Origin of the sequence: Aliivibrio fischeri ATCC 7744 = JCM 18803 = DSM 507 (genome assembly GCF_023983475.1) — a bacterium.
GTDB classification, from domain to species: Bacteria; Pseudomonadota; Gammaproteobacteria; order Enterobacterales; family Vibrionaceae; genus Aliivibrio; species Aliivibrio fischeri.
On record NZ_CP092712.1, the window covers coordinates 2,686,030 to 2,700,027 of the forward strand.

Consider the following 13,998-nt stretch of genomic DNA (forward strand, 5'->3'; position numbering starts at 1 on the left):
CGTTGAAGAAATCTTATTGTATGGGTACAACAACTCTGCGTTGTTTGGTATGAGGTAAGAATAGCTCAGTCAACGTAAATGAGTGTATTTTGAGCGTAAAGCAACGTAAAGGTTATTTTGAAGGTTGGTATTCCTTCGTTTATTTGGCGATACTATCATTACCAAATGGTTGGTAAGAAAGCGAGTAGATAAGAATGGCAAAGATTTTATTAGTTGATGATGATATTGAACTGACAGCTCTGTTAAAAGATATCTTAAGTTTAGAAGGCTATAACGTAATAGAAGCTAATAATGGTATTGAAGGTTTAGCTGCCATAACCGATGATCTTGACCTTATTTTGCTTGATATCATGATGCCTAAAATGAATGGCATGGATATGCTCCGTAAATTACGCGAGACAAATGAAACGCCCGTTCTTATGCTCACAGCCAAAGGCGAAGAGATTGATCGTGTGATTGGTCTTGAGCTTGGTGCAGATGATTACTTACCAAAGCCATTTAGCGACAGAGAATTACTGGCTCGAATTCGTGCCATCTTACGACGTACTCAAGGCAAAACAAAAGAGAGTAATAGCAGTAGTATCAAATACCAAGATATTGAACTCTTTATTGGTAAACAAGAAGCTTATCGTAATGGTGAAATGATGGAGCTAACAGGAACAGAATTCGGTCTATTATCCCAATTCATCCAAAAACCAGGTGAAATCATATCTAAAGAAGAACTCAGCTTAGAAGTACTAGGTAAACGCCTTGCACCATTTGATCGTGCTATTGATATGCACGTGTCTAATTTACGTAAAAAATTACCGCCATTATCAGAAGGAAAACCTCGAATTAAAACATTACGAGGCCGCGGCTATTTGTTTGTAGAGGAGTAATCGGTGTTTAAGGTAAATACTCGCTTCCCTCTTTTATCCAGCTTATATGGCCGGATCTTTGCCATTTTTTGGTTAACCTTACTATTGGTTCTTATTGGGGTTGTTATTGGCCCCAACTTTGACCCTCGTTCTCGTCACAATATTGCAGCTGAGCATCTAACTAAAATGACTCAAATTGCCGCTTACATTACAGGAAAGTACTCTGAGCGTGACAATTTGAAAAAGACGTTGAAAGAGATCAGTCACCGAGCGCATCGACATGACGAAAATCTTGATCTATTTTTTACTACCCCAACGGGTGAGATTTTAGATAAACCAAAAGAACTTCGAGGAAGAAAAAAAGCCTTACTTAACTTTTTAACGCTATCGGATAACCCTGAACTTCCTCAACAAAAACTGTATGGGAAAACCATGATGGCTGGCCCTTTTGATATCGTGATTGCTCATGAAACCGTTTATATGTATGTGGGACGATATTGGAAAAAGCCACCACCATTTATTCTTAGAATATTAGATAAGCCAGGACAATTACTCTTAGTTACCATGCTCGTTAGTACGCCCTTTTTACTTTGGCTTGCTTGGGCATTAAGTCAACCTGCAAGGCGTTTACAAAAGGCGGCAGAGCGAGTTGCTAAAGGTCAATTTGAAAAAGATAAAGATCTTGAAAAAGGCCCTAGAGAATTTAGAAAAACCGGACAAAGCTTTAACCAAATGGTTGGTTCGTTAAATACCATGATCTCAGGTCAACAACGTTTACTTTCTGATATTTCACATGAATTGCGCTCCCCGTTAACTCGTCTAAGAATGGCTACGGCTCTTGCTACTCGTAAACAAGGGGAAAGCGCAGAGTTATCTCGAATAGATATGGAAGCAGATCGCTTAGAACAAATGATATCTGAGTTATTAGAGCTTTCTCGTATTCAAGTAAATAGTCATCAAGAGCGAGAGAGAACCGATGCTTACTCATTATGGTTTGATATTTTAGAAGACGCCAAATTTGAGGCAGAAAATTCAAATAAAGTGCTGACTTACTCTGATTTAAAAGAAACCCCTATTTTTGGGAATCCGAATCTATTAATGAGCGCAGTAGAGAACGTAATACGTAATGCCATTAAATACGGTAACGATGTAGTCACGGTGAACATTAATGACACAGGTAAAATTCTCACTATCATTGTTGATGATAATGGCGAAGGCGTACCTGAAGATGAACTACAAGATATCTTTAAACCTTTCTATCGAGTATCAACCGCTCGTGATCGAAGCAGCGGCGGAACCGGTCTTGGTTTAGCCATTACTGAAAGTGCCATTTATCAACACAATGGGACAATTATTGCGAGCCGAAGTCCATTAGGTGGATTACGAATGACAATAACACTGCCAATAGAATAAGTTCTTCAAACCAATCACACATGGCCTATATCAAACAGAATTAATCTCGATATAAGTCATGTGTTATTTGGGTGAGTTTAGATATACTGCTTTTAATTTCCGTTTATTCAAGAGTTCATTATGTTTGATATTGCGCTATACGAACCTGAAATTGCCCCAAATACGGGCAACATTATCCGATTATCTGCTAACTGTGGTGCAAACCTACATTTGATTGAACCACTGGGCTTTGATTTAGAAGAAAAGAAATTACGTCGCGCAGGTTTAGACTACCACGATTTAGCACACGTAAAACGCCACAAAAACTACGCCGCATTTCTTGAATATTTAGCCAATGACAGTGATGTAGAGCACCGTATTTTTGCTTGTACAACTAAGACAACTGGTCACCACACAACACCAACCTATCAGAAAGGTGATGTGTTGTTATTTGGTCCTGAAACTCGTGGATTGCCTGCTGATTTAATTGATGGTTTACCTATGGAACAGCGTATTCGCATTCCTATGATGCCAGACAGCCGCAGTTTAAACTTATCAAACTCTGTTGCTATCATCGTATTTGAAGCGTGGCGTCAAATGGGATTTGAAGGCGGGTTATAATTCCAAAGCTCATAGCTCAAATACAAAAATAGCCACTCAATAGTGGCTATTTTTATACGCATAAGGAATGGGATATATTAAATCCCATCACCAGACATAAACGTTTGTGACTTACCATTAAACTGTTGGTCCATATCGAGCGATGGCATTTCAGAGCTAGGGCGCCCAACAATTTTAGCAGGAACACCGGCAACCGTAGTATGTGGAGGAACGGCTTGCAGAACCACAGAGCACGAACCAATCTTAGCACCAACACCCACTTCAATATTACCTAAAATCTTCGCACCCGCTCCGATCATAACGCCTTCACGGATCTTAGGGTGACGATCGCCACTCTCTTTGCCTGTACCACCCAATGTCACGTCTTGTAGGATAGAAACATCATTCTCAACCACGGCCGTTTCACCAATGACGATGCCCGTCGCATGGTCAAACATGATCCCTTTACCAATGGTCGCCGCAGGATGCACATCCACCTGACAAGCAACAGAAATTTCATTTTGCAGATACGTCGCTAATGCAACACGACCTTGCTTCCAAAGCCAGTTCGATACACGGTACCCTTGCAATGCATGATAGCCTTTTAAATACAATAAAGGCATTGAGTACATAGAAACCGCAGGATCTCGAGTCACAGTCGCGCAAATATCGCACGCAGCCGCATCGGTAAGAGAAGGATCAGAAGCAAATGCTTCCTCTACCACTTCACGAACTGCCATTGCAGGCATAGAGGCTGTCGCCAACTTATTCGCTAAAATATAACTTAATGCTGCAGCAAGGTTTTCATGTTTTATGATGGTGGCATGATAAAAGCTTGCAAGCATAGGTTCTTGTTCTGACTGCTCACGCGCTTCTCGAACAATGCACTCCCATACTTGGTGTTTTTTACATTCTTTCATTTTCATACCATCCTTGAATTACGATTCTGATTTCTTATCTCGCGCTAATAAGTCCTGCGCAGCAACTCTTGCATCTTTTCCTTGATACAATACTTGATAAATTTGCTCAACTATAGGCATTTCAACCCCCATACGATCAGCAAGTAGCCATACTTCTTTGGTATTGCGATACCCTTCAACCACTTGACCAATTTCTGCTTGAGCGCTATCTACGTCACCGCCTTGACCTAAAGCCAAACCAAAACGACGGTTACGAGATTGGTTATCGGTACACGTTAACACTAAATCACCTAAGCCAGCCATCCCCATAAAGGTTTCAGCTTCTGCGCCTAAAGCCACGCCTAAACGAGTCATTTCAGCCAAACCACGGGTAATTAATGCAGTACGAGCATTAGCACCAAAGCCAATACCATCAGACATACCCGCACCAATAGCGATTACGTTCTTCACCGCTCCGCCTAATTGCATTCCAGTAAAATCATTATTGGCATAAACACGGAATGTCTTTGAGCAGTGGATTTTTTCTTGTAAATCTTTAACAAACTCTTGGTCAGGAGACGCAACAGCAATCGCCGTTGGCATACCAGATGCAAGTTCTTTAGCAAAAGTAGGTCCAGAAAGCACAGCCAGTGAATGAGATTCACCTAACGCTTCTACTGCCACTTCTTTTAATAAACGACCTGTTTCAGGCTCTAGTCCTTTTGTCGCCCAACATATACGAGAATCATCACGTAAGAATGGTTTTACATTACCTAGTACCAAACCAAAAACATGACTTGGAACTACAACCAGTAAATCACGGCTTGCTTGCACTGATTTTTCAAGATCCGTAGACATGATTAATGACGGTGGGAAAGCAACACCCGGCAAAAACTCTTCATTAGCACGATCGGTTTCAAGGCGAGCCATATGTGATTCTTCATGACCCCATAAAATCACTTTTGCGCCATTACGAGCAAGAGAGATAGCAAGAGAAGTTCCGTATGAGCCAGCACCAAGTACGGTCATGGAAATATCAGAGTAATCGGTTTGTGTTGTCATTGTGACCATCCAAAACAAGTATCAAAGGATACTAGAGTAATAAAAGCAAAATGCACTTTTTATCAAAATTTAATTTCTATATTCAGTATAGAAACTATCTTAGATAAAAAAGTGCATTTATTCTCTACAAATTAATCAATAGCGCAAGGCTATTCATTATTAAGCTTCAGAAGGCGCAGCTGCGTTTTCTTGAGCTTGGTTTTGTAGGTAATTCATGAACAATGCGTCAAAGTTAACTGGTGCAAGGTTCAATTGTGGGAACGTACCTTTAACCACTAGGCTAGAGATCGTTTCACGAGCATATGGGAACAGAATGTTCGGGCAGAATGCACCTAGGCAATGTGCTAGTTGAGCTTCTTCCATTTGGCCAGCAGTAAAGATACCACCTTGTTGTACTTCACAAAGGAATGCAGTTTCTTCTTCGTTCTTAACCGTAACAGTTAAACGTAGAACGACTTCGTAAACACCTTCGCCTAGTTCACGGCTTTGAGTATCAAGGTCCAGTTTAACATCTGGATTCCACTCTTTTTGGAACATTGTTGGAGAGTTAGGAGCCTCAAAAGATACGTCTTTTAGGAAGATACGTTGAATTGCAAAGTTTTGTTGCTCTTGTTGTGCTGCTTCAGCCATGGGAAAGTCCTTTCTATATATGTATGTATGAATGCAGAATAACGCTGTGATATTACTCTGCATTCGTGATATCTAAAAAATGAGCCAGATATCACATCAAAATGAATCAGTTGCTTATGAAATGGGCAATTACTTTTTGCCTTTTACTAACGGTAGGTTAGCTTCATTCCAAGAGATTAGGCCATTCTTAAGCAATTTAACTTGCTCAAAACCTTCTTTATGCAGATCATTTGCTGATGCTTGAGCGGTTTGGCCTGTTTTACATACCACAATAATTGGGGTTGTTTTTGAGTTTTCAAGACCAGCTAGGTTACCGGCTTTAATATCACTTGGTAAAATGTGACGAGCACCCGTAATATGGCCTGATTTAAACTCGTCTTTAGAGCGAATATCTAGCACAATCGCATCTTCGCGGTTCATCAGTGTTGTTGCTTGCGAAGGATCCACTTCTTGGTAGCCAGCGGTTTTCTGTTTTACTACGTTTTGAATCAACGCAACAACAATACCAATCCACACAACAGCTAAAATCATGTTATTGGTTACAAAATCGATGATTGACGTTTCCATATTCTTTATCTCTGATTTTTGGATAACCACATGCCATTAGACAATGTCAGTTACCATGGGCTCTAAAATGAAGTCGAAAGTATACCCTAGGGTTTGTTCGGAGACTAGCGAGGATAAAAAAACTGATAAGAACAACAAAAATGCTGTGATATTGGTTTTACAATTGAGACCAAATAAAAACTCTATCTAGTCAGAACTCACTCTATCTGAAATAATGCAGCGATGAACATATCCTTTTTTAATAAGCCTATTCCTAGTCGTAAATTTGTTACGACCGCGATCGTGTGCCTGACATTTGCACTTCCTCTTATCGCTCATGCGAATGACGCTGAATTAAAAGGAATGAAACAAGAAATATCTCGTCAGAGCTCGGTATTAAGTAAACAGAAGAAAGAGCTATCAAGTCTTCAATCTAGCCTTAAAAAGCATGAACTATCCATTGCTAACGCCTCCAAAAAAGCGCGCAATGCAGAGCGAGAACTCGCAGCGGTAAAACGCTCGATAACCGAATTAAAACAGCAACAATCAGAGCTTACTCAACAACAAATTGGACAAACTGAAGTATTAAAAGACTTACTCGTCAATTACTACTTAATAAGTCGTAATAATCAACTTTCTAATGTGCTCAGTGGCGATGACGTCACTAAAATCGATCGCATGACACAATACGCCCAACGTATTTCTGAAGCCCGAGTGGGTGCGATTTCTCAGTTAGAATTCACAACGATGCAGTTGAAAGAGAAAGAGGTTTCTCTTCTTAAACAGCAACAACGACAAAGTGAGTTATTAGCTCAATACAAACAAGAAAAAACCACACTGCAAACATCACAAAACAAACGTAAGAAAACCGTTTCCAGTATCAAAAAACGCATTTCAAATGAAAATGGTTATTTAAATGAACTGCAGCAAAATGAAAAACGCTTAAAAGTTGCCATCGCAAAAGCGAAAGCAAGTAACAATGTACCTATGGATGGTATTGCTCGTCAAAAAGGGCGTTTACCTTGGCCTATTAGCAACGCCAAAACACTTCATAGTTTTGGAACACAACAAACAGGGCAGCTCACTTGGAAAGGCATGGTGCTAGCCAGTGAATACGGTACACCAGTAAAAGCCGTTGATTCTGGTAAGGTCGTTTTTGCTGATTGGTTACGAGGCTATGGCTTAATGGTGTTAATCGATCACGGTAAAGGTGATATGACACTTTATGGCTACAACCAAAGCTTAATGAAGAAAGAAGGCGATAAGGTGCAAGCAGGAGAGACGATTGCGGTTGTTGGTGACAGTGGCGGTCAAGACAGAGCTTCACTTTACTTTGAGATCCGCCGTAACAGTAAGGCACAAAACCCACGCTCTTGGTTAAGGCGTTAGTAGTTTAGTGATTTGCTAAAATAACAATTATGAATAGAGTTCAGATCGCTTCGCTCGCAGAATTCAGAGGTGATCGCAGTAATAACAGCGATCAATCTGAGCCCTTTAAGGGAGCTTGCGACCGATCTGAATTCTTATCTTTCTAAACGTTAAAATATTAAAGCTAGATTATTTTAGGGTTTTATTTGGATCGTCTTCTTTACGTTGAAACTCACCTTCAAATACATCGCCTTGCTGATCGTTCTGATTTGTGCGATCAAATGGGTTACCTTGATTAAACGGACCGTTTTGATCAAAGCCACCACCAAAACCTGCATGGAAGCCACCTTGTGATGCTCCTATGCCATTCACTTTAATTCGACTCATTAACTGTTTAGCTAAATACGCTCTCGGTGCTGGAAGCAATACCAGCATACCTAATGCATCAGTCATAAAACCAGGGACAAGCAATAACACACCAGCAACGGCAAGCATGACACCTTCTACTATTTGCTGTGCAGGTAATTCACCTTGTTGTAATTTTGATTGCACTGACATTAGAGTCTGAATGCCTTGGCTACGGACTAATGACGCACCAACAAAAGCGGTGATCAATACTAACCCAAGTGTTGGCCACATCCCTAACATGCCCCCGACTTGCACAAACAGCGCAATTTCAATAATGGGAACAAAAATAAACAATAATAATAAAATAGGAAACACAATATACCTCGATTAGATTTGATACGAACTTTCACTTTTCGCTTCATTTAGTGTAGCAGGCATTCTCTGCGAACCACTTTTACTCTCTCTATTATGATAGATGCGGCACATCCCCTCATTTTTCAAGAAAATCTTCTGTAAAAGAGTGTAAACAGCCATCAAATTCATTAACTCGATTAGCAGTTATATAACCTATAAAGTAAATATATTAACAACTAGTGAGAGCATTATCTCAATTTGAAATATTTTGCAAAAACTAGACTTAAAAAGTGATCAACTTAACACTTTTACCACTAAAGAGGTGTATGATGACGTTAAAACAAGGCATCAGGTACGATATTGATCACCCTCTGACGAACGGACTCTACTCGCAGATATGATCACTTGGACAGAATCTAATAATTAAAATATAGAACCTTAAAGGCTTACTATGACTCAGATGCTTGATTTAGAAAAAACGAATACTGCAACTCGTATTGAAGAAGATTTGCTAGGTGAACGTCACGTTCCTTCAGAGGCTTACTACGGTATTCACACTCTTCGCGCTATGGAAAACTTCAACATTTCAAATGTAACTATTTCTGATGTTCCTGAGTTTGTTCGTGGCATGATCTACACTAAAAAAGCAGCCGCTTTAGCTAACAAAGAATTAGGTGCTATCCCTTCACAAGTTGGTGAGTACATCATCAAAGCATGTGATTTAATTCTTGAAACTGGCAAGTGTATGGATCAATTCCCATCAGATGTTTACCAAGGCGGTGCTGGTACTTCAGTTAACATGAATGCTAACGAAGTTATTGCTAACGTTGCTCTTGAACTAATGGGTAAAGAGAAAGGCGAATACGACATCATTAACCCTAATGATCACGTTAACCGTTCTCAATCAACTAACTGTGCATACCCTACAGGTTTCCGTATTGCTGTATACAACAGCATGATGAAACTGATCGAAGCGATTGAATACCTAAAAGGTGCATTCGATCTTAAAGATCAAGAATTCCGTAACATTCTGAAGATGGGTCGTACTCAACTTCAAGATGCGGTTCCAATGACAGTTGGTCAAGAGTTCCACGCTTGGGGTGTTTTACTTCAGGAAGAAGTGAAAAACCTTAACTACACAGCGCAACTTCTTTTAGAAGTAAACATCGGCGCTACGGCAATCGGTACTGGCTTAAACGCAGCGACTGGTTACCAAGAAGCGGCAGTTCGTCATCTAGCAGAAGTAACAGGTCTACCATGTGTTGCTGCTGAAGACTTAATCGAAGCAACATCTGACTGTGGTGCTTACGTAATGATCCACGGTGCGCTAAAACGTACTGCGGTTAAAATGTCTAAAATTTGTAATGACTTACGTCTTCTTTCTTCTGGTCCTCGTGCTGGTCTAAATGAATTGAACCTTCCAGAGCTTCAAGCTGGTTCTTCAATCATGCCTGCAAAAGTTAACCCAGTAATCCCAGAAGTAGTTAACCAAGTATGTTTCAAAGTAATTGGTAACGATATTACAGTGACTTTCGCTGCTGAAGCGGGCCAACTGCAATTAAACGTAATGGAACCAGTAATTGGCCAAGCACTGTTCGAATCTATCGACATCTTGAAAAATGCCTGTGTGAACCTACGTGACAAATGTATCGATGGCATCACTGTGAACAAAGAAGTATGTGAAGCTCACGTATTTAACTCTATCGGTATCGTTACTTATCTAAACCCATTCATTGGCCACCACGAAGGTGACATTGTTGGTAAGATTTGTGCTGAAACAGGTAAAAACGTTCGTGATGTAGTTCTTGAGCGTGGTCTTCTAACAGAAGAACAATTAGATGACATCTTCTCTGTAGAGAACCTGATGCATCCTGAATACAAAGCAAAACGTTACGATTAATCCGTAACACCTAAAATAGCGAGCTCACTGAAGCTCGCTTTTTTTATCGTCCTAATTTTTAATCAAAAAAAACTAAGTAATCATTCATACTTTTATTGGTTTGCTGTATATAGCTGTTCAATAAAAATCTGAATAATTATTTTAAATTTAAACACTGGAGTTATCTATGATTGCTGTACAGCTTCTCGTCGTACTACTGTTCATCTATTTAGGTGCACGTATTGGCGGTATCGGTATCGGTTTTGCGGGTGGTGCGGGCGTACTTGTTCTTACCATGATCTTAGGACTGGACGCAGGTTCTATCCCTATCGACGTTATTTTAATCATCATGTCTGTTATCACTGCGATTGCTGCTATGCAAGTGGCTGGTGGTATGGATTGGTTGGTTGACCTAGCAGAAAAATTCTTACGTAAAAATCCAAAACGCATTACTTTCTACGCACCAATCGTGACTTATTTCATGACGATGCTAGCAGGTACAGGCCACACTGCATTCTCAACACTTCCTGTTATTGCAGAAGTTGCTAAAGAACAAGGTGTTCGTCCTTCTCGCCCACTTTCTATCGCTGTTGTTGCTTCTCAAATTGCAATCACTGCGTCTCCAATCTCGGCGGCGGTTGTTTTCTTCTCTGGTATCCTTGAGCCTCTAGGTGTGGATTATCTAACGCTATTAGCTGTATGTATTCCATCAACGTTCCTAGCGTGTATGGTTGGTGCATTCGTTGCTAACTTCCTAGGCTGTGAGCTAAAAGATGATGCTGTTTATCAAGAACGTCTTGCAAAAGGCCTAATTAAGATGAATGGCGAAGGTAAGCGTGAAATTTTACCAACAGCAAAAGCATCTGTTTATATCTTCTGTGTTGCTATCGTTGCGGTTGTTGCTTATGCAACGATGATCAGTGGCAGTGTTGGCCTGATTGAACACCCAACCATTGGTCGTAACGAAGCTATCATGGCATTAATGCTAACCGCCGCTGCTGCTATTGTGACGTTCACTAAAATTGATGCGTCTAAAATTGCTAATGCTGCGACATTCAAATCAGGTATGAGTGCTTGTGTGTGTTCTTGGTGTTGCATGGCTTGGTGATACGTTTGTGTCTTCTCACATTGGTGAAATCAAAGAGTTCTCAGCTGAGATCCTTGCACAATACCCGTGGATGCTAGCGATTGTTTTATTCTTTGCTTCAATGCTTCTTTACTCTCAAGGTGCAACAACAACGGCTCTAATGCCTGCAGCCCTTGCGATTGGTGTTGCTCCAATTACGGCAGTTGCGTCATTTGCTGCTGTTAGTGCACTGTTCGTTCTTCCTACTTACCCTACGCTACTTGCTGCGGTTGAAATGGATGACACAGGTTCAACACGTATTGGTAATCTTGTATTTAACCACCCGTTCTTCATTCCGGGTGTTGCTACGATTACGACTTCAGTTGCACTAGGTTTTGTATTCGGTGGTATTATTCTTTAATAGGTGAATTGCAATAATATCCCTCAAAATGGCAGCTAATTTAGCTGCCATTTTTTTATTTCTAGCTTATGACGTAATCGGCACGACCAATATATCAATAGGAGAGTGGTGAATTAGCGGTCGAGAATAAGAAATAATTTTACTTAAGAAATCATGATGATGTCCGCAAATCAATAAATCGATTTCATTCGCTTTTACTGCTTTATCAACTTTATGGCTAAGATCTCCCGTTCCCACCCAAAAGCTCTCAATTGGAAACTGAGTATACTGCTGAAAATCATTAAGCCACTTATTTGAAGGTTCATTTAATGGTTTACGCTCAGGCTCTGCTTCTATATCAATGAGCTCAGGATAAATCTCACCATGAGTACCATCAATATGAATAAAAGACACTTTGGCTCCTAATAGCTCCGCCATAGAAACGGCTCTATCAATCAACACATGACTCTCTTCTGAAAGATCCAGCGCCACAAGAATATGTTTGTATTTCATCACTATACCCTCTGGTTATTCACCCTAATAATTAATCATCGTAACAAGCATAGTTTCTGTTCAATAAAAAGTGTGTCGTAGGGATCTCGAAACCGTGACAAATAAAAAATAATTACGCAGCTCTCCAAAGAGAAAGGAGCAGATCATTAATGCAATTGATACTATACTTGTCGAACTCTTGACCATTTCGATAGTCATACCCGTATCTATTTTAATAAAGACTTTCACATGACGAACTTACTCCGTTTTCGAGCTGCCCTTTTATCATTTTTTATTCTATTGACCTCCTTTGCCCCTCAAGCTGTCGCGTCTTTTGATCTGACTAAATTACAGGGTAAGCAAACCTCTTCTTTTGTGACCGTAAATGAAGCCTTCCCGTTTAATTTCATGCAGCAAGGAGATAGAGTCTATTTAGATTGGCAAGTGATGCCTGATTATTACCTATACCAACAACGTATTTCGGTAACGGTTAATGGCGCAAAGATTGCTGATTTAGTGATGGAAGAAGGCACGCCTTATAACGATGAATTTTTTGGTGATGTAAACATCTACACTGAACCACTAACGATCACGGTTCCTCTTATTTCGGTTAGTGATAATGCCGAGTTAACTGTTCGATACCAAGGTTGTGCGAAAGCCGGATTCTGTTATCCACCAGAGATCCGCAAAATTCCACTATCTGCATTAACAGGGCTAAGTTCATATCAAGATGAAACGGCAAATACGCATGTTGTGGCCAAAAATGATAACGCGCCAGTTGGCGTAGAAAAGAAAACATCATCAAATTCAGAGCCAAAAGAAGTATCTCAAACTCAACAGCAAGAGCTGGCTGACAACTTAGGTGATGCTTGGTGGACTCCATTTTTATTCTTAGCGCTTGGCATTGGTCTTGCGTTTACGCCTTGTGTATTGCCTATGTACCCTATCTTAACGGGCATTGTTTTAGGTGGCGGTAAACTGTCTCATGGCAAAGCTTTCAAGCTCTCTTTTGTTTACGTTCAAGGCATGGCGTTAACCTATACTTTACTTGGGTTAGTGGTTGCTTCTGCAGGCCTTCAATTCCAGGCGGCACTACAACACCCTTATGTTCTCATAGGCTTAAGCGTAATGTTTGTTCTGCTTGCCCTATCAATGTTTGGTGCTTACACCATTCAACTGCCAAGCAGCTTACAAACTAAATTAAATGACATCAGTAACCAGCAAAAAGGCGGAAACTTAGGTGGCGTATTTGCCATGGGTGCGATTTCAGGTTTAGTGTGCTCTCCATGCACGACCGCTCCTCTTTCGGGTGCATTGCTTTATGTTGCCAAAAGTGGTGATTTACTTACTGGTGCTGTCGCTCTGTACGCTTTGGCTATTGGTATGGGTATCCCATTAATTTTAGCCGCTGTATTTGGTAATAAACTGCTACCAAAAGCAGGTGTATGGATGACGCATGTGAAAACGCTGTTTGGCTTTATTTTACTTGCCGTTCCTGTGTTCTTATTAGAGCGAATCCTTCCACATAACGTAACTCCATTTGTTTGGTCTGCGTTAGGTGTTGCAGCATTTGGTTGGCTTTATCATGTTAAAGCAACCATGCCCCAATCTTGGAAAACGAGTGTCGCTGGGATCATCGCGATCTTAGGTATTGTTGGCTCAGCAATCCCTGTAATTGATGCTATTTCAGGTAAAACACATACTGAAGTAAACACCACTACTCAAACTGTCACGTTTAAAAAAATCGCTAATTTAGAAGATTTGAATCGAGAACTTGAGGCAGCAAAAGCCCAAGAAAAACCAGTCATGCTCGACTTTTATGCTGACTGGTGTGTCGCGTGTAAAGAATTTGAAAAATACACCTTCCATAATGAAAAGGTAGAGCCGCTCTTAGGTCAATTTATCTTGTTGCAAGCCGATGTAACCAAAAACAGCCCAGAAGATATTACCCTATTACAACAGCTAAAAGTTCTTGGGTTACCAACCATCGATTTTTGGAATTCAAATGGGGATTATTTATCGAATGCTCGATTAACAGGATTTATGAAAGCAGAGCCATTTATGAACCATTTAAGTACAAACGTGACCAATGTTGAAAAATAATG

12 protein-coding genes and 1 pseudogene are annotated in these 13,998 nt (G+C 40.4%); 7 read left to right on the forward strand and 6 right to left on the reverse strand.

Annotation, left to right across the window (positions count from 1 at the left end; translation table 11 throughout):
- Positions 1–194: 194 nt before the first annotated feature.
- The 3 genes from AVFI_RS12315 to AVFI_RS12325 all read left to right on the forward strand — a co-directional run bounded on the left by AVFI_RS12315 (position 195) and on the right by AVFI_RS12325 (position 2,870).
- Entirely contained in the window at positions 195–878 is a 684-nt protein-coding gene (locus AVFI_RS12315) for a response regulator (protein WP_005421194.1), read from the forward strand.
- A gap of 3 nt (positions 879–881) precedes the next feature.
- Complete coding sequence (gene cpxA / locus AVFI_RS12320) at positions 882–2,270, forward strand: envelope stress sensor histidine kinase CpxA (protein WP_188863406.1); 1,389 nt, start codon at positions 882–884, stop codon at positions 2,268–2,270.
- Positions 2,271–2,390: 120 nt separating this feature from the next.
- Positions 2,391–2,870 (forward strand): tRNA (cytidine(34)-2'-O)-methyltransferase, encoded by a 480-nt coding sequence (locus AVFI_RS12325; RefSeq protein WP_005421198.1) that lies wholly within the window; start codon positions 2,391–2,393, stop codon positions 2,868–2,870.
- A gap of 77 nt (positions 2,871–2,947) precedes the next feature.
- Here the strand turns inward: AVFI_RS12325 and cysE are convergent, their stop codons facing one another.
- The 4 genes from cysE to AVFI_RS12345 form a co-directional block, all read right to left on the reverse strand.
- Positions 2,948–3,769 carry a serine O-acetyltransferase gene (gene cysE, locus AVFI_RS12330; protein WP_188863415.1) on the reverse strand — a complete coding sequence of 274 codons (822 nt, stop codon included), beginning with the start codon at positions 3,767–3,769 and terminating at the stop codon, positions 2,948–2,950.
- A gap of 18 nt (positions 3,770–3,787) precedes the next feature.
- Complete coding sequence (gpsA, locus tag AVFI_RS12335) at positions 3,788–4,819, reverse strand: NAD(P)H-dependent glycerol-3-phosphate dehydrogenase (RefSeq protein ID WP_188863405.1); 1,032 nt, start codon at positions 4,817–4,819, stop codon at positions 3,788–3,790.
- A 150-nt stretch (positions 4,820–4,969) separates the two neighbouring features.
- Positions 4,970–5,440: a protein-export chaperone SecB gene (gene secB / locus AVFI_RS12340; RefSeq protein ID WP_130043838.1), complete on the reverse strand. Its 471-nt coding sequence runs from the start codon at positions 5,438–5,440 to the stop codon at positions 4,970–4,972.
- Between the two features lie 129 nt (positions 5,441–5,569).
- Positions 5,570–6,007: a rhodanese-like domain-containing protein gene (locus tag AVFI_RS12345; RefSeq protein WP_130043837.1), complete on the reverse strand. Its 438-nt coding sequence runs from the start codon at positions 6,005–6,007 to the stop codon at positions 5,570–5,572.
- Positions 6,008–6,229: 222 nt separating this feature from the next.
- On the opposite strand from AVFI_RS12345, the gene AVFI_RS12350 reads away from it, so the two are divergent.
- Entirely contained in the window at positions 6,230–7,375 is a 1,146-nt protein-coding gene (locus AVFI_RS12350; protein ID WP_188863404.1) for a murein hydrolase activator EnvC family protein, read from the forward strand.
- A gap of 168 nt (positions 7,376–7,543) precedes the next feature.
- Here AVFI_RS12350 and AVFI_RS12355 read toward each other — a convergent pair whose 3' ends face one another.
- Positions 7,544–8,077 (reverse strand): FxsA family protein, encoded by a 534-nt coding sequence (locus AVFI_RS12355; RefSeq protein ID WP_188863403.1) that lies wholly within the window; start codon positions 8,075–8,077, stop codon positions 7,544–7,546.
- Positions 8,078–8,507: 430 nt separating this feature from the next.
- Between AVFI_RS12355 and aspA the strand changes: the two genes are divergently transcribed.
- Both aspA and AVFI_RS12365 read left to right on the forward strand, forming a co-directional pair.
- Positions 8,508–9,956 carry an aspartate ammonia-lyase gene (gene aspA, locus AVFI_RS12360; protein ID WP_130048542.1) on the forward strand — a complete coding sequence of 483 codons (1,449 nt, stop codon included), beginning with the start codon at positions 8,508–8,510 and terminating at the stop codon, positions 9,954–9,956.
- A 166-nt stretch (positions 9,957–10,122) separates the two neighbouring features.
- Positions 10,123–11,422: pseudogene (locus tag AVFI_RS12365) on the forward strand (anaerobic C4-dicarboxylate transporter).
- 66 nt (positions 11,423–11,488) lie between these two features.
- Here the strand turns inward: AVFI_RS12365 and AVFI_RS12370 are convergent.
- A complete protein-coding gene (locus AVFI_RS12370; protein WP_054775318.1) occupies positions 11,489–11,914 on the reverse strand; it encodes a universal stress protein in 426 nt (141 codons plus the stop codon).
- A 228-nt stretch (positions 11,915–12,142) separates the two neighbouring features.
- Here AVFI_RS12370 and AVFI_RS12375 point away from each other — a divergent pair, with 228 nt between their 5' ends.
- Positions 12,143–13,996: a protein-disulfide reductase DsbD gene (locus AVFI_RS12375; RefSeq protein WP_188863402.1), complete on the forward strand. Its 1,854-nt coding sequence runs from the start codon at positions 12,143–12,145 to the stop codon at positions 13,994–13,996.
- The last annotated feature ends 2 nt before the right edge of the window (positions 13,997–13,998 follow it).

Coding starts and splice junctions, on each gene's coding strand:
- AVFI_RS12345 (WP_130043837.1), bottom strand. CDS start 6,007: ATGGAAACGTCAATCATCGATTTTGTAACCAATAACATGATTTTAGCT.
- AVFI_RS12325 (WP_005421198.1), top strand. CDS start 2,391: ATGTTTGATATTGCGCTATACGAACCTGAAATTGCCCCAAATACGGGC.
- aspA (WP_130048542.1), top strand. CDS start 8,508: ATGACTCAGATGCTTGATTTAGAAAAAACGAATACTGCAACTCGTATT.
- AVFI_RS12375 (WP_188863402.1), top strand. CDS start 12,143: ATGACGAACTTACTCCGTTTTCGAGCTGCCCTTTTATCATTTTTTATT.
- secB (WP_130043838.1), bottom strand. CDS start 5,440: ATGGCTGAAGCAGCACAACAAGAGCAACAAAACTTTGCAATTCAACGT.
- cysE (WP_188863415.1), bottom strand. CDS start 3,769: ATGAAAGAATGTAAAAAACACCAAGTATGGGAGTGCATTGTTCGAGAA.
- AVFI_RS12370 (WP_054775318.1), bottom strand. CDS start 11,914: ATGAAATACAAACATATTCTTGTGGCGCTGGATCTTTCAGAAGAGAGT.
- AVFI_RS12350 (WP_188863404.1), top strand. CDS start 6,230: ATGAACATATCCTTTTTTAATAAGCCTATTCCTAGTCGTAAATTTGTT.
- gpsA (WP_188863405.1), bottom strand. CDS start 4,819: ATGGTCACAATGACAACACAAACCGATTACTCTGATATTTCCATGACC.
- AVFI_RS12315 (WP_005421194.1), top strand. CDS start 195: ATGGCAAAGATTTTATTAGTTGATGATGATATTGAACTGACAGCTCTG.